The following is a 14,767-nucleotide window of genomic DNA, read 5'->3' on the forward strand; positions in this document are numbered from 1 at the left end:
AAGCCCCTCCGCTTTTCTACGCCGCTTGTTGATCGCTTTCTTCCATTTTTAACATTTTCTTGTCGTACATTTTTAAGAATGGGAAGTAGATTGAGAACGAGATTCCGATGTTGATAAGAACCATGACGATCGCTCTCCAGTCACCACCTGTTGCCAGGTACGCTCCGATTGGTGCCGGAAGTGTCCAAGGCGGCATGATATAGGTTGGTGATACTAACCCGATGCTTGTTGCCACGTAAGATATCGTTGCTGTAATCAGTGGAACCGTGATGAAAGGAATGATCAGGATCGGATTCAATACAATGGGAGCACCAAAAATGACAGGCTCATTGATATTGAAAAGACCCGGTACAAGACATGTCTTCCCTAATGCTTTTAAATATTTGGAACGGGAGAAGAACACCATCGCAAGAACCAATCCAAGCGTCGCACCTGATCCACCGATCCAGATGAACCATTGATAGAACGTTTCGGGAGCGATATGTGGAATGGTGCCGCCGCTGGCAACAGCATCCGCATTGTTTACAAGGAATACTTCCCAAAGGGGACGTGCTACTGTTCCTACGACAGATACACCGTGAATCCCGAATGACCAGAAGAAATCGATCAGGAAGACCGGTACCAACACACCAAAAATGCTGTCCCCTGCCGTAACCAATGGAGCAACGGCCACACCGACTAAATGATGCAAATCAACTCCGGCTAAAACCGTTACGGAAGATACTAATAAAATGACAATTGCTACAGGTATAAGTGCTTCAAAGCTTCGTGAAACGGATGCCGGTACTTGCTCAGGCATTTTGATCGTGATGTTCTTCGTTTTACAGAATCTGAGGATTTCGACTGCAAGGATCGAGACGACCATGGCGACGAATAATCCGTGACCTCCAAGGTTGGTCATCGGAAGGACCCAGCCTTCTCCGTCCATGACTTTCGGTGTGATCGTCAATAATAGTGCGGCGACTGAAATTTGTGCACCGGATAAAGGATCCAGTTTATAGCTTTTTGAGAGATTGTATCCGATCCCAAAGGCTATATAGAGCGACATGATGAACATGGTCAGCCGGTACGGAATCAGGATCTCAACGATGTTGTCAGCGGCCCACTGCTTGATGTCACCGAATACACCGGCGTCCGGCAGTGGCGGGAACGCTAAAATCAGGAAGAATGAACCAACGATAATAAATGGCAGTGCTGAAATAACCCCATCCCGGATTGCTTGCAAATGCCTTTGTTCTGAGAGTCTGGCCATCGGACCTGACAGATTGTTCTCCAGAAAGTTCACAAACTTTTGCATGTTACTACCCCCTTGTTTCCTATTTAATTAGTTGGTTAATTCTTTTACTGTTTTCAGTAAAGTCGGACCACCAAGTGGTGTATAAGCCTGCGGAGGTATCGGCCCGCAAGGAACATTCGCTTCATCGGCGGCTTTCTTCACTTGGTCAAAACGGTGTCTGATCTGAGGTGCTACCATACAGACATCCCACCCCTTTGAGATCTCTTCGGATACTTCCCCTGTTCCGATGGCGTGCACTTCCATCTCGATTCCCTCTTTTGTTCCCTCTTTCTTCAGGGCATTGACGACGATGGCACTGGACATACCTCCAGAACATACAAATAATACTTTCATCCCTAATCCTCCTCCTCTTTCATTCGTTGAACCACTTCATGCGTATGAATAATTTGCTCGTAAACGCCATGTCCTTTTTTCATGCATAATGCCACGAATAAAGCGTCGATCACGACGAGTTGAGCAATTCTTGCCGTCATGGTACCGATTCGGATATTGTGTTCCTCTTCGGAAATAGTCAATACGATATCGGCGAGCTTTCTTGCCGGTGATTTCCCGTGCTGGGTAAGGAGTACGATGGTGGCTCCTTTTTCCTGTGCGACATTCATCAGTTTCAAAATTTCTTTTGTCTGCCCTGAAGTCGATACGACGAACAAAACGTCTCTCTCTGTTAAGTTTGCTGCCATCATCATCTGGACATGGATGTCACTTGCCTGAAACGCCAGGTAGTTCAGCCTCAACAATTTTTGTGTGAAATCTTCTGCTACGACAGCGGAACCGCCGACTCCATACAGATAGACTCTTTCTGCCTCGTGAAACGCGTTCACTGCCCGATCCAGCTCATCGATGGAAAAAAGCTTCTCCGTATTCTTGATCGCTTGATACGTGTTGACCAATACTTTATTGAAGACCGTTTCAAGATTATCTTCAAAATGAAGAAGCGTATTGATGTCATGACTTTTCGTTTCTTCGATGTTCGTGCTTTTGGCAAGCTCGATTTTCAAGCCGCTGAAGCTATTGATCCCGATTCGTTTGCAGAACCGGATGATGGCTGCTTCACTGCTGCCGCATGATTGTGAAAGTTGCTTCGTCGTCATTTCCATCACTTTCTCCGGAAACTCCAGCACGTATTGAGCAACTGCTATTTCTGATGGTGTGTAGCTTTCCATCTGACTTTTGATGTGCTTTAAAACCTGAAATTCTGTCATAGTCACCTCCAAAAAAATGATTGTCTTGAAAAGGCTTTCAGTTTAATATGATTATATGCGATAATGAAATTAAATTTCAATATTATTTTAAAATATTTAAATTTTTATTTTACTATTTTTGTAGAAAAAAGTTCTAAAAAGGGTTAGGGAGGAATAGACAATGGCAGAAGTTCGCAACGTAGAAATGGAGATTTTTGAAATTATATCGAATGGCGGAAATGCGAAGAGTACGGCTTATGAAGCCCTTGCAAAAGCACATGAAGGAAAGTTCGATGAAGCGGAAGAAATGGTGAAAACAGCCCATGAAGAACTGAATAAAGCACACAAGACACAAACTAGCCTGATCCAGGCAGAAATCAACGGGGAAGAATTTGAAAAATCTCTTCTCATGATCCATGCACAGGACCACTTGATGACCTCAATCAGTGAAATCTCATTAATAGAGCAGATGATCCCGATGTTGAAGAGAATCCAAACCCTTGAAAGCAAATCGAATTAAGGAGGCATCACGATGAGTAAAAAACTTGGCGTTTCAATCTACCCAAACCATTCTACCACAGAAAAAGATAAAGAATATTTGGCACTTGCTGCTTCTTATGGATTTAAGCGTGTATTTACCTGTTTATTATCCGTTGATGGGGACAAGGACGGGATCATCTCGAACTTCAAAGAAACGATTAAATTTGCCCGGGAGAAGAACATGGAAGTCATTGCTGACATCAGTCCACGTATCTTTAAAGAGCTCGATATCTCTTATGATGACCTGTCCTTCTTTGCTGATCTCGGTGCTAATGGTATCCGCCTTGACCTTGGGTATACAGGTCATGAAGAATCGATGATGTCTTACAACCCTTATGATTTGAAGATTGAACTGAATATGAGTAACGCTACGAAATACATCGACAATATCATGACATACCAACCCAATAAGGATCAGTTATTAGGTTGCCATAATTTCTATCCTCACCGATATTCCGGTTTATCTTATCCATTCTTTATTGAATGCAGCCAAAAATTTAAAGACTTTGGGATGAGAACTGCTGCATTTGTCTCTTCTTCTGATGCGACATTCGGTCCCTGGCCGGTCACGGAAGGCCTTCCTACATTAGAAATGCATCGTACCCTTCCAATCGATGTCCAGGCAAAACATCTTTTTGCCACCGGGTTGATTGATGACGTCATCATCAGCAACGCTTATGCATCTGAACGTGAAATGCAGCTCCTTAGCACACTGAACACTTCCAAGCTAACATTTACGGTCGAAACCTATGAAACGACCACCGATTTAGAAAAAACGATTATCTTTGAAGAACCTCACTTTTACCGGGGAGACGTATCGGATTATATGATCCGTTCCACTCAAAGCAGAGTCAAATATAGAGGACGAGAATTCGCTCCTCATAACACGAGAGAGATCAAACGCGGGGACATCATCATTGAAAATGATTTGTACGCCCAATATGCGGGAGAACTTCAGATCGCTCTTCAGGATATGGAGAATTCCGGGAAAACAAATGTAGTGGGACGGATCCGTGAAGAAGAAATCTTCCTATTGGATTATTTGAAGCCGTGGAGCAAATTTGCCTTTCAGTCAGGAAAGGTTTCTATAGATGGCTAGAGTGATAGGCATCGATGCAGGAGGTACGAAAGTTCAGGGACTTGTTCTTGATATGAAGAAGAATATCCTGTTCCAAAGCTTATCTGGCCACGGTAACCCGTCTGTTTCGTATGAGGAAGCGTTGAGAAATCTATCCTCTGTTGTTCAACAATGTCTGGATCAGACGGGCGTTTCCCATATAGTGATCGGGATGGCTGGAGGGGGATCGGGGGACCTCTCTCAAAGTATCAAATCGGAACTGGAACGCATGACTTCTTTACCCATCATTCTATTAAATGATGCCACTCTTGCTTACTTCAGTTTGATTGGAAATCGGAATGGTGTCATGACGATTGCGGGAACAGGATCGATTTGTTACGGAAGAAACGGAAATCGGGAAGGAACAACCGGTGGATGGGGGCACTTACTTGGGGATGAAGGAAGTGCCTATCACCTCGCCATCCAGGCAAGTAAACAGATTGTAGAGGAATTGGACTACGGCATTCCCCTCTCTCCCCTCTCCCGCAGCCTTCTGAACGAAATCAACGCAAGTGATGCCAAAGGATTAAAGGGGTTCATCTACGCTTCTACCAAAGGCGAAATTGCCCAGCTCGCGAAAGTGATCCATAAGGAAGCAGAAGCCCACGATAAAAGTGCGCTTCATTTATTAAAAACCGCCGGCGAACAGCTTGCCAGGCAAGCGATCGCCTTGATCGAGAAGTTACAGATTGAGTCTAAACCGGTCATTGCTTTAAAAGGCAGTGTCCTTGAGCAGAATCCGGTTGTGCAATCTATTTTTAAAGAAACGATCGAAAGACGTTTTAACGATACAACCTTTATCGTCGATTCCACATCCCCTGCGACAGGTGCGGTGGATGTGGTTGAAGCCATACAGGCAGGGAGGTATAGATGTGAGTAAGCGTTTAGCAGTAGGATTAATGTCTGGTACGTCTGTTGACGGAGTGGATGCAGCCCTTGTTTCCATTGAGGGAGCCGGTACGGATACGGTGGTGGAGCTGGTTCATTATTCAACCGCCCCCTTCCCTCAGCAGGTAAAAAAGAAAATATTTGATGTGATGAGTCCGACCGACTCCTCTACTCCCCTCCTATCAAGTCTTCACTTTGAATTAGGGGAGGTTTATGCAGATGCCGTGTTGAAGGTGTGTCAGGAAGCAACCATTTCAGTTGAAGACCTCAGCTTTATCGGCTCCCATGGCCAAACGGTCTATCATCAGCCGTTCAACACGGAGGATTCGGTGGCTTGCACCCTTCAAATCGGGGAACCGAGCGTGATTGCCTATAGGACCAATACACAGGTCGTGTCCAATTTCCGTTCCATGGATATGGCGGCAGGAGGTGAAGGTGCTCCCCTCGTCCCGTATACAGAGTTTCTCCTTTACCGACGAAAGGACGAAGGCAGACTACTCCAGAATATCGGAGGGATAGGGAATGTGACGGTCTTACCGGAAGATTGTTCTCTTGATGACGTGTTCGCGTTCGATACAGGCCCTGGAAATATGGTGATGGATGGACTTTGTGAGAAGCTATTCGGCTTGTCTTATGACGAAGATGGAACGATTGCAGCCAAAGGCACTATACATCCGGAAGCCGCAAGGGCATGGATGGAATGGGAAAAGGAATTTTTCAAGAAAGCACCGCCTAAATCCACAGGGCGGGAACTGTTTGGCGAGGTATTCGTGAACCGGATCCTTCAGGAATATGGCGATCTATCGAAAGAAGATCTGATAGCGACGGCCACCTACTTTACCGCTCTTTCGATTTCGGATGCGTATAAGACGTTCATCTTCCCAGAACACCCCATCAAAGAGGTGATCATCGGCGGCGGGGGAAGTTATAACGGGACGCTTCTCCACATGATGCTGGAACTTCTCCCTGAAGTGACGATCATCACCCAGGAAGAAATCGGGTACTCCTCAGATGCCAAGGAAGCGATCGCCTTTGCCTTATTGGCCAACGAAACCCTGCATGGCAATTCGAGCAACGTCCCAGGAGCAACCGGCGCGAAAAAACCCGTCATCCTCGGATCCATCACCCCCTGCCCTATCAAAAAATAAACTATTATCTTGAGGGACGGACCTTGATCTTGAGTCGGGTACCGTCTCTCTAGTCTTTTTCGGAAAGAATTGAAAAACATGTAAAAAAAGGTGGAAATTAGAATGATCACTTCAGATATTAAAAAGAAGTTCATTGGAATCGTCGGCGAAGACAATTACCGTGATACTCCTGCTGAGAAGCTTGTGTATTCCTATGATGCAACACCCAATTACCAATCCATGCCCGATGCGGTCATCGTTCCGCGTTCCACAAACGAAGTAGCGGAAATCGTGAAAATCTGTCATGAGCACGGCATCCCCATTGTCCCGAGAGGATCCGGAACGAATCTTTGCGCGGGAACATGCCCTACTGAAGGTGGTCTTGTCCTTCTTTTCACCCATATGAACAACATACTCGAATTGGATGAAGAAAACTTAACGATCACCGTCCAGCCTGGTGTGGTGACCCTGGATCTGATTCACGCCGTTGAAGCCAAGGGACTATTCTATCCACCGGATCCGAGTTCTATGAAAATCTCCACGATCGGTGGGAATATCAATGAAAATTCAGGTGGACTGAGGGGATTGAAATATGGTGTTACACGTGATTATGTACTCGCCCTTGAAGCGGTCCTTCCCAATGGAGATATCATCCGTACCGGGGGAAAACTTGCGAAAGACGTAGCAGGATATGACTTGACCCGGCTGTTTGTCGGCTCAGAAGGAACACTTTGTGTCATCACCGAAGCAACATTAAAGCTCGTTCCCATGCCGGAAGCCAAACAGACGATGCTTGCCCTATATCAGGATATAGAAGCAGCGGCAAAAAGTGTGTCGAACATCATTTCCAATCGGATCATTCCGACGACCCTTGAGTTCTTAGATCAACCTACATTGGAAGTCGTTGAGGACTTTGCCAAGATCGGTCTGCCAACGGACGTAAAAGCCGTCCTCCTGATTGAACAGGATGGCCCTCCGGAAGTCGTCGCACGTGATATGAAACGGATGGAAGAAGTATGTTTGCAGAATGACGCGGTATCCGTCCAACTGGCAAAAACCGAAATCGAAGCGGATGCTCTTCGCACCGCCAGACGTTCTGCCCTATCGGCTCTTGCCCGCCTCAAACCGACAACGATTTTGGAAGATGCGACGGTCCCCCGCTCAGAAATTGCGAAGATGGTGAAAGCGATCAATGATATAGCAGAGCGACACGGGGTAAAGATCTGTACCTTTGGACATGCAGGGGACGGAAACCTTCACCCGACCGTTGCGACAGACACCAGGGACCGTGATGAAATGGAGCGGGTTGAAGCGGCCTTTGAAGAAATCTTCGCCCACGCTATTGAATTGGGCGGTACCATTACCGGAGAACACGGTGTCGGTATGATGAAAGCCCCTTACCTCGAATGGAAACTTGGTGCTGAAGGAATCAACGCCATGAAGATGATTAAACAATCTTTCGACCCGAACAATATTATGAATCCCAATAAGGTATTTGCCAAAGAATCAAGAAAACGTGTGGTGATTTCACGATGACAACAGTCCAGGAAAAGCAAAAGATACAACAACAATTCAAGACCCGTATGAATGAAGATGAACTATTGAATTGCATGAGATGCGGGTTCTGTCTTCCCTCCTGCCCTACCTATATCGAATCGGGATTCAAGGAATCCCACTCCCCCCGTGGACGAATCGCCTTGATGAAGGCAGTCGTCGATGGGGTCATCGAACCTGATGAAGAAGTCGAGCGTACTCTCGATCTGTGTCTCGGTTGCAGGGCCTGTGAACCGGTATGTCCTTCTGGCGTCAATTACGGGCATTTACTGGAGGAAGCGCGGGATATCATCAATCAAAATAAAAAACATTCCTTCCCAGTCCGGGTTGTTAGAAAGACCGTATTCGAAGGATTATTCCCTCATCCAGATAGAATGAGAATGGTCACGAACCTTCTCGGGATATACCAACGGTCCGGATTGCAAAAAGCCTTTTACACGACTGGCGTGATGAAGCTGTTCCCTGAAAGTATGGCAACCATGGAACGTGTACTCCCACAAGTACCAAGACTGAAAGAGATGAAGAATCGCCCAACTGCCCTTACGTCAATAGGGGCGGTTCGGAAAAACGTCGCTTTCTTCTCCGGTTGCTTGATGGATACAATGTTTCTGGAAACGAATAATGCCACAACCAAGTTGCTCCAGCTGGCAGGCTGTGACATCGTGATTCCAAAGGCGCAAACCTGCTGTGGGGCCTTGCATGGACACAGTGGTGAAAAGGATGCTGCAAAGGAATTGGCCAGGCGAAACATCGAGGCATTTGAAGAAGCCGAGATTGATTACATCATCACCAATGCCGGAGGATGCGGAGCCTTCCTCGTCGATTATGATCACTTACTGAAAGATGATCCAGAGTGGAAAGAACGTGCTGTCTCATTTAAAAATAAGATCAGGGACATCTCTTCGATTTTGGTTGAATTAGAGTTCCATAAAGCGGAATTGAATGTTTCACCTCAGCGAATCACGTACCAGGATTCCTGTCATCTTCGAAACGTGCAGAGAACATTCATGGAACCAAGACTCCTCCTTCAATCCGTGGAAGGAGCCGATTACGTTGAGATGAAACAGGCCGACCACTGCTGTGGATCTGCGGGCATCTACAATATCGTCGAATCCGACATGTCCATGAAGATCCTCGATCACAAAATGGATAACGTCGAAAACACCCGGGCCACCACCATCATCACATCAAACCCGGGCTGTCTCCTCCAAATGAAACTCGGCATCGAACGAGAAGGCCTGTCTGACACCATGCGGGCCATCCACATCGTCGACTTCCTATTGGAAGCAGTCGAATAAGAGGGACGGACCTCTCAAGCCATCCTTTTGCCTCTGGCAAAAGGATGGTTGGAGGTCCGTCCCTCCTTTATTGATTTCTTCTCTTAAAGAATAAAAAGTAGACGAGGAAAGACAGGACAATTCCATAGGTTGCAAGCAGTGAGAGTGCATTGGCGGCGCTGGTTGTGAGCCAGATGATGATAGTGGAGATGGCAACGAGCACGGCGCTTATTGAAATGAGTTTGTTCATGAGAAGCCTCCCTTTGGTAAGGATGGATTATATGGTTATTTACGTTTCAGATGGGGGAATGGTTTCTTTTTCTTTATTGGAGATTGAAATTTTTGTACCAGGTACAATTTCTGACTTTTCTACCTGGTACACTCACTTTAGTTACAAGATCACCAAAAAAGACGAACCCTTATGAAAGGTCCGTCCCTCAACTATTCTTCTTATACACCGACCGCTTCTTTGGTGGTGATGTCGATGGCCTCTGTCATGATTTGAATCATTTTCGCAAGTTCCGCTTCGGTTGTGGCAAGTGGCGGCATGAAGACGATGGTATCACCTATCGGACGGGTCAGCATGCCCAGCTCCCGCATTTTGATCGTCGTCCAATAGCCGATTCTGTCTGCCCATGGAAATGGGGTTTTCGATATTTTGTCTTGAACGAGTTCGATTCCGCAGATCATCCCAAGCTGCCTGATACTGCTAACATGGGGATGTTCGTTCAATGGTGCCAATAAAGAGTGGATGATTTCTGTTTTGTCCTGTACCTTCCCTATCAGACCATCTCTTTCATAGATTTCCAGATTCGCCAATGCCGCAGCACAACCAAGTTGATTTCCTGTATACGAATGCCCGTGGAAGAAAGTCTTCAGTGATGTGTAATCATCATAGAACGCTTCGTAGATTTCTTCTGTTGTGAGGGTGGCGGCGATGGGAAGATATCCCCCTGTGATCCCTTTCGCCACTGTCATGATGTCGGGCTGCACATGTTCATGCTCGACAGCAAACATTTTCCCGGTACGCCCGAAGCCGGTCGCTACTTCATCCACTATAAGAAGAATCTCATATTTGCGGCAAAGTTGTTCAACCCCCTTAAAGTAGCCCGCGGGCATAATATTCATGCCTCCTGCTCCCTGTATCAACGATTCCACTGTCATACCGGCAATTTCATGATGATGTTTTTGAAAGATCGCCTCCAAATCAAGAAGTGCCCGCTCCCTAATCTCACCTTCATCCGTTAAATCGGGGTGATGAACCACATCGGGGAAAGGAGCTACAAGAGAATCAAACATAAGTGTTTTGTATACACGATGAAAAATATCTACTTTCCCCACACTGATTGCACCTACTGTATCACCGTGGTACGCATTTTGAAGCGTGATAAACTTCTGCTTTTCAGGTCTGCCTTTATTTTGCCAATATTGATAAGCCATTTTAATGGCGATTTCAACCGAAGTAGCGCCACTGTCTGAATAAAACACTCTCTTTAATCTTTCCGGCGAAAGTGATACCAGCTTTTCTGCCAATAATATGGAGGGTACATTCGTTGCACCGAGCAAGGTGGAGTGAGAAATTTTATCGAGCTGATCCTTGATGGCCTGATTGATTTCCTCATTGCGATGGCCGTGTACATTGAGCCAAAGAGACGAATAACCGTCAAGATATTCACGCCCGTAGATGTCCCGTAAATATACACCCTCCCCGCTTTCAATCACTAATGGGTTCTCATCGTAATCCTTCATTTGCGTAAATGGCAGCCACATATACTGACTGCTTTTATCGATTAACTGTTGCTGATTCACTTTGAACAACCTCCCTCAACACTTCCATTTTCCAATTTCCGAATAGGTCTTGCATATTTACTTCATTTAAAGCTTCTTGTGTTATGTAAGGCAGAGAGCCGATTACAGGTACTTCAGTCAACTTTTCTATCATCCGTTTATTATCCCGTTCGATTTCCTCCATCTCATTTGGAGAAGTTTGATTCAGGACAATCCCTGCAATTCGAATTTTTCGCTGTTTCAACGCCATCACGGACAGAACCGTATGATTGATGGTACCGAGGCCCGCACGTGCAACCAGAATGACTGGCAGGGACACTCTATCAATCAAATCCAAAATGGTTTCCTCTTCGTTCAAAGGAACGATCAAGCCTCCCGCCCCTTCTATAAGAAGGAGTTCATGGGCGTTTCGTAACTTCTTCACCTGCTCTACAATCGGCTCAAGCTCGATCGACACACCGTCGATTGATGCGGCCAGATGAGGAGAGCTTGGTGTTTCCAATACGTATGTATTTGCATCCCTTCCAAAAGTGCGTTTCGTAACCTTTTCATAGAATTCCGTATCAGGTGCAACCAATCTATTATTCTTCCTTATCGCCCCACTTTGCACAGGCTTATAGGGAAATACATCGATGCCTACATCCAGGAAACACTTTGCCAATAGCCCGGTGGTTAACGTCTTACCTATCTCTGTATCGGTTCCGGTGATAAAAAAACCTTTCAATTTTTCTCCCCCCTTTTTATGTTAACCATATTTACAAATAGGTTAACATTTAAGATAATATCAATCATACCACAGTTTTTAGGAGGAGAAAATGCAAATGGGAAAAACCAGGGAATTAGTCTTATGCGGCCTTTTTGCCGCCTTAATGGCAGTGGGAGCGAATGTATCCCCATTTTTAATGATCGGTGGGGTTCCAGTGACCCTTCAGCTCATGTTTGCCATCATTGCCGGAGGGATGCTCGGAAGCAGGGTCGGAGCGAAAGCGATGCTTTTGTATGTATCACTTGGATTGATCGGGGCCCCGGTCTTTGCCCAGTTTAAAGGAGGTCCTGCAAGCATCCTCAGTCCTACCTTTGGATTTGTTTTATCTTTTATAGCGGTTGCGTTCATCGTGGGATTGATTTTGACAAAGATCCGTTCATTTTCAGGATACGTTATCGCCGGGGTATCTGCCTTATTGTTCAATTACATAATCGGTACGAACTTCATGTATCTGGCACTTACTTTCTGGGCAGATGCACCGAATGGATTCAGCTACGGTGTTGCCTGGGGTTGGATGGTGGCGTATCTCCCGCTGGATATCATCGTCACCGTTGTTTCCATGGTGGCTGTTCATAGATTGTCTAAACTGGCACCTGTCAGGAAGGTTCTTGTTGCGTTTCATAAGTAGATTGAGAGAGTGGATGGTTTAAAATAGTTCAGCTGCTGATTTCTCCTGGATATTCAGCAGCTGAATGTTTTAGATAAATTAGCTGCTGACTTTTCTTTATTTTTCAGCAGGTGAATGATCCTCTCTGATTCAGCTGCTTTCTTTCCCCAAATATTCAACAGCTCAATATGAACATAACCATAACAACAAAAAAACACCAGACACCCCAAAAGGCATCTGATGTTTCCTACACTTATTGACTGGCAACCTCATAAATCTTCAAATTCCCGTAAATCAACCGCAAATCAGGAACCTTCACATCATGACTTTCTGCAGTCCTCAACAAATAACCGTATAAATGATCTGCCTCAACTGAAAGATTTTTCTCCATATCACGCTGGAGAGAAGACTTCATGCTGTAACCCATTCCCTTGATTTTGTCGAAGAGGGCTTCTTCGATATTCTCAGAAAGGGGAGCATCCAATTTCCTCATGACCGTTGCTGCCTGAGAAAGGACCGCCTTGATCTTATCCGCTCCCTCATCCATCTCCCTGATTGGACCAATCGGTGCACGATAAAGGGATGTGACACCTGACAAGGTCGTGATGAAGAGATATTTATGCCACATTTCCTGTGTGATGGTGTCGGATAAACGGAAGTTCGCTTTCGTTCCTGAGAAGGCTTGTTCTAGCTTCGTGATTCTTTCTGTCCGCTCCCCGTCCCTTTCCCCGAACACCAGGTCATGGATCGGACTGGTCTGAAGGACCTTCCCAGTACCATCAAGAGTCGATTCAACGAAGCACAACCCGCCTATCAGTTTTTCTTCCCCGAAGGCTTCGATCAGGTCGTCCACGTGGGACATCCCATTCAACAACGGAAGGATCATCGTGTCTTCGCCAACATAAGGCGATAGACTTTCAATCGCTCCTTTCAGATGATAGGCCTTGGTAGACAAGATGACGGCATCAAATGGTTCTGCTTTCTCACCTGTTTTAATGGTTTTCGGCTGACTGTGAAAATCACCGTGGACGCTTTCGATTTGCAACCCATGTTCTCTCAGCTGATGTTCCCTTCTTTCCCGGACAAGAAATGTGACGTCCTCACCCTTCTCGATCAATCTGCCTCCGAAATAACCACCGACGGCACCTGCACCGACAATCAATATTCTCATTTTCATCCGCCTCCCTCTCTATTTCATTCTTCCACTTCATTCTCCGACATGAAAGCGGATAAATCAAAAATCCTGATTAATACACAACCCGTACACCAGAAATCGCTCATATTCATTGCTCTCATACTCCCCCGTTAAAGGAACCTCTTTTCGCAGCTGGAATAGCGGGTGATCATTTAAGTAATGAATATAGTCATCTGAGCTGTAATACAAAAGGATATCAATGTCACGTGGAAAGGATTCGACTGAAAAGAGAATGTTATTGATGACTTTCATAAAGACTTGTACAGAAAACGGGTTAAAAAAATAGAAACGATTATCGTTTGGTTGGATATCATATTCTTCTGCCAGACAATGGTGGAATGTTATCGCGCCCGTTCTGAATTTCACTTTTTCCCGGTAGGCATCGAGATTTTTCATGCTGTCTTCGTAGAATTCATCGTTCATTTCCACCCCGACCACCGACGAATTGAAGTGATGATGGATGAAGAAGTTCAGTCTTCCTTTGCCACAACCGAAATCCACCACCCGGTCACTGCTTTTCAGCTCATAATGTTGAAACAATTCCTGGAGTGCCTCGTAGGGAGTCGGCTCGTAACGATGATAATGAAAGGATCTATGAAATCCTATTTGCCGGTCTCCGGTTTTTATATTCAATAATGTATCATAGTCATAATCTTTCATTTTGCTCTCCTTATGGAACCCGCCGTATATTCTTCCATCGTACCACGATTTCCCACTTCTTTCAGACAAAAAAAAAGCAAACCCCTATAAAATAAGTAGTTCAGATAACGTGGAGAAAACTTAAAATCACTGCCCTAAAAACATACGTTTTTGGAACTAAAATAACAAGTGAATTAACAATACAATTAACACAACAAAAAAGGCTTGGGATATCCCAAGCTTTTTGTTATTGAATGTGTTGTTCTTATTCAATTAAAGCCCCCGATAGCAGAAGATTAATTAAAACCTTCTTCTGCTTTTTCTTTTGCATATAAACCAGCTTTAACCAAGCCAATAGCTATAAGAGATAAAATTGCATTAAACCCAATTGAAAACAAGGCTAAGTTTGGTACTTCGAATACGATAGAATATAAATATCCTGCAAGCATACTGATTAGTACAATAATTAAAAAGTGAATTCTTCTAATGAAAAATGCAACAATACCACTTAACAACATAACTAATGCTCCCATTACTAAAAAATGAAGACTGAAAACCAACAAGAACTCCATATTATCTTTCCCTCCTTTTGCCTTTGATTAATATTGGTGACGTACTCCATTAAACTGCCCTTTAACTTAATACCAATTATTTCAAATTCAAGCAGCTTACTCAAGAAAAATTTTGAAAACTAAAAAGAAGCTCATCCTGTTCTGGATAAGCCCCCTTTCGTATTATAAGGTCAGCCAGATATTTCTGGTTGACCATTTTTTATATCGATATATGATTAC

The 14,767-nt window shown here is 44.9% G+C and carries 16 protein-coding genes; 7 read left to right on the forward strand and 9 right to left on the reverse strand.

What is annotated here, in order from left to right; genetic code table 11:
- Positions 1 to 16 precede the first annotated feature (16 nt).
- Genes SLH55_RS14915 through SLH55_RS14925 form a run of 3 tightly spaced genes read right to left on the reverse strand, consistent with a single transcriptional unit; the run spans position 17 to position 2,499 of the window.
- The gene (locus SLH55_RS14915; RefSeq protein WP_226672658.1) at positions 17 to 1,297 is read right to left on the reverse strand and encodes a PTS sugar transporter subunit IIC; all 1,281 of its coding nucleotides are present in this window, start codon (positions 1,295 to 1,297) and stop codon (positions 17 to 19) included.
- Between the two features lie 27 nt (positions 1,298 to 1,324).
- A complete protein-coding gene (locus SLH55_RS14920) occupies positions 1,325 to 1,630 on the reverse strand; it encodes a PTS sugar transporter subunit IIB (RefSeq protein ID WP_060673327.1) in 306 nt (101 codons plus the stop codon).
- A 2-nt stretch (positions 1,631 to 1,632) separates the two neighbouring features.
- On the reverse strand, positions 1,633 to 2,499 hold the full coding sequence (locus tag SLH55_RS14925) for a MurR/RpiR family transcriptional regulator (RefSeq protein WP_219167097.1): 867 nt from the start codon (positions 2,497 to 2,499) through the stop codon (positions 1,633 to 1,635).
- A gap of 160 nt (positions 2,500 to 2,659) precedes the next feature.
- Here SLH55_RS14925 and SLH55_RS14930 point away from each other — a divergent pair, with 160 nt between their 5' ends.
- The 6 genes from SLH55_RS14930 (at position 2,660) to SLH55_RS14955 (ending at position 9,002) form a co-directional block, all read left to right on the forward strand.
- Entirely contained in the window at positions 2,660 to 2,998 is a 339-nt protein-coding gene (locus SLH55_RS14930; protein ID WP_219167098.1) for a PTS lactose/cellobiose transporter subunit IIA, read from the forward strand.
- Between the two features lie 12 nt (positions 2,999 to 3,010).
- The gene (locus SLH55_RS14935; protein WP_219167099.1) at positions 3,011 to 4,117 is read left to right on the forward strand and encodes a DUF871 domain-containing protein; all 1,107 of its coding nucleotides are present in this window, start codon (positions 3,011 to 3,013) and stop codon (positions 4,115 to 4,117) included.
- Positions 4,110 to 5,015 (forward strand): BadF/BadG/BcrA/BcrD ATPase family protein, encoded by a 906-nt coding sequence (locus SLH55_RS14940; protein WP_320323846.1) that lies wholly within the window; start codon positions 4,110 to 4,112, stop codon positions 5,013 to 5,015. The genes SLH55_RS14935 and SLH55_RS14940 overlap by 8 nt, the downstream gene beginning before the upstream one ends.
- Complete coding sequence (anmK, locus tag SLH55_RS14945; protein WP_320323847.1) at positions 5,008 to 6,171, forward strand: anhydro-N-acetylmuramic acid kinase AnmK; 1,164 nt, start codon at positions 5,008 to 5,010, stop codon at positions 6,169 to 6,171. The genes SLH55_RS14940 and anmK overlap by 8 nt, the downstream gene beginning before the upstream one ends.
- Before the next feature lie 102 nt (positions 6,172 to 6,273).
- On the forward strand, positions 6,274 to 7,686 hold the full coding sequence (gene glcD / locus SLH55_RS14950; protein WP_219167102.1) for a glycolate oxidase subunit GlcD: 1,413 nt from the start codon (positions 6,274 to 6,276) through the stop codon (positions 7,684 to 7,686).
- A complete protein-coding gene (locus SLH55_RS14955) occupies positions 7,683 to 9,002 on the forward strand; it encodes a (Fe-S)-binding protein (RefSeq protein WP_320323848.1) in 1,320 nt (439 codons plus the stop codon). Before glcD ends, SLH55_RS14955 begins: the two co-directional genes overlap by 4 nt.
- A gap of 67 nt (positions 9,003 to 9,069) precedes the next feature.
- Here SLH55_RS14955 and SLH55_RS14960 read toward each other — a convergent pair whose 3' ends face one another.
- The 3 genes from SLH55_RS14960 to bioD form a co-directional block, all read right to left on the reverse strand.
- Entirely contained in the window at positions 9,070 to 9,231 is a 162-nt protein-coding gene (locus SLH55_RS14960; RefSeq protein ID WP_219167104.1) for a hypothetical protein, read from the reverse strand.
- A 200-nt stretch (positions 9,232 to 9,431) separates the two neighbouring features.
- Positions 9,432 to 10,751, reverse strand: coding sequence for an adenosylmethionine--8-amino-7-oxononanoate transaminase (bioA, locus tag SLH55_RS14965; protein ID WP_320323856.1), 1,320 nt, complete (start codon positions 10,749 to 10,751; stop codon positions 9,432 to 9,434).
- A 13-nt stretch (positions 10,752 to 10,764) separates the two neighbouring features.
- The gene (bioD, locus tag SLH55_RS14970) at positions 10,765 to 11,493 is read right to left on the reverse strand and encodes a dethiobiotin synthase (RefSeq protein WP_320323849.1); all 729 of its coding nucleotides are present in this window, start codon (positions 11,491 to 11,493) and stop codon (positions 10,765 to 10,767) included.
- Positions 11,494 to 11,584: 91 nt separating this feature from the next.
- Between bioD and SLH55_RS14975 the strand changes: the two genes are divergently transcribed.
- A complete protein-coding gene (locus SLH55_RS14975) occupies positions 11,585 to 12,163 on the forward strand; it encodes a biotin transporter BioY (RefSeq protein ID WP_320323850.1) in 579 nt (192 codons plus the stop codon).
- A 232-nt stretch (positions 12,164 to 12,395) separates the two neighbouring features.
- On the opposite strand, the gene SLH55_RS14980 is transcribed toward SLH55_RS14975, so the two are convergent.
- The 3 genes from SLH55_RS14980 to SLH55_RS14990 all read right to left on the reverse strand — a co-directional run bounded on the left by SLH55_RS14980 (position 12,396) and on the right by SLH55_RS14990 (position 14,548).
- A complete protein-coding gene (locus SLH55_RS14980; protein WP_320323851.1) occupies positions 12,396 to 13,313 on the reverse strand; it encodes a ketopantoate reductase family protein in 918 nt (305 codons plus the stop codon).
- A gap of 63 nt (positions 13,314 to 13,376) precedes the next feature.
- The gene (locus SLH55_RS14985) at positions 13,377 to 13,997 is read right to left on the reverse strand and encodes a class I SAM-dependent methyltransferase (RefSeq protein ID WP_320323857.1); all 621 of its coding nucleotides are present in this window, start codon (positions 13,995 to 13,997) and stop codon (positions 13,377 to 13,379) included.
- Between the two features lie 275 nt (positions 13,998 to 14,272).
- Positions 14,273 to 14,548 carry a hypothetical protein gene (locus tag SLH55_RS14990; protein WP_320323852.1) on the reverse strand — a complete coding sequence of 92 codons (276 nt, stop codon included), beginning with the start codon at positions 14,546 to 14,548 and terminating at the stop codon, positions 14,273 to 14,275.
- Between the last annotated feature and the right edge of the window lie 219 nt (positions 14,549 to 14,767).

Origin of the sequence: Rossellomorea sp. YZS02, from assembly GCF_033963925.1 — a bacterium.
GTDB lineage: Bacteria > Bacillota > Bacilli > Bacillales > Bacillaceae_B > Rossellomorea.

What these genes read in the sequence shown, in the direction of transcription:
- SLH55_RS14915 (WP_226672658.1), bottom strand. Translation starts at nt 1,297, where the DNA reads ATGCAAAAGTTTGTGAACTTTCTGGAGAACAATCTGTCAGGTCCGATG.
- SLH55_RS14920 (WP_060673327.1), bottom strand. Translation starts at nt 1,630, where the DNA reads ATGAAAGTATTATTTGTATGTTCTGGAGGTATGTCCAGTGCCATCGTC.
- SLH55_RS14925 (WP_219167097.1), bottom strand. Translation starts at nt 2,499, where the DNA reads ATGACAGAATTTCAGGTTTTAAAGCACATCAAAAGTCAGATGGAAAGC.
- SLH55_RS14930 (WP_219167098.1), top strand. Translation starts at nt 2,660, where the DNA reads ATGGCAGAAGTTCGCAACGTAGAAATGGAGATTTTTGAAATTATATCG.
- SLH55_RS14935 (WP_219167099.1), top strand. Translation starts at nt 3,011, where the DNA reads ATGAGTAAAAAACTTGGCGTTTCAATCTACCCAAACCATTCTACCACA.
- SLH55_RS14940 (WP_320323846.1), top strand. Translation starts at nt 4,110, where the DNA reads ATGGCTAGAGTGATAGGCATCGATGCAGGAGGTACGAAAGTTCAGGGA.
- glcD (WP_219167102.1), top strand. Translation starts at nt 6,274, where the DNA reads ATGATCACTTCAGATATTAAAAAGAAGTTCATTGGAATCGTCGGCGAA.
- SLH55_RS14955 (WP_320323848.1), top strand. Translation starts at nt 7,683, where the DNA reads ATGACAACAGTCCAGGAAAAGCAAAAGATACAACAACAATTCAAGACC.
- SLH55_RS14960 (WP_219167104.1), bottom strand. Translation starts at nt 9,231, where the DNA reads ATGAACAAACTCATTTCAATAAGCGCCGTGCTCGTTGCCATCTCCACT.
- bioA (WP_320323856.1), bottom strand. Translation starts at nt 10,751, where the DNA reads ATGTGGCTGCCATTTACGCAAATGAAGGATTACGATGAGAACCCATTA.
- SLH55_RS14975 (WP_320323850.1), top strand. Translation starts at nt 11,585, where the DNA reads ATGCAAATGGGAAAAACCAGGGAATTAGTCTTATGCGGCCTTTTTGCC.
- SLH55_RS14980 (WP_320323851.1), bottom strand. Translation starts at nt 13,313, where the DNA reads ATGAGAATATTGATTGTCGGTGCAGGTGCCGTCGGTGGTTATTTCGGA.
- SLH55_RS14985 (WP_320323857.1), bottom strand. Translation starts at nt 13,997, where the DNA reads ATGAAAGATTATGACTATGATACATTATTGAATATAAAAACCGGAGAC.
- SLH55_RS14990 (WP_320323852.1), bottom strand. Translation starts at nt 14,548, where the DNA reads ATGGAGTTCTTGTTGGTTTTCAGTCTTCATTTTTTAGTAATGGGAGCA.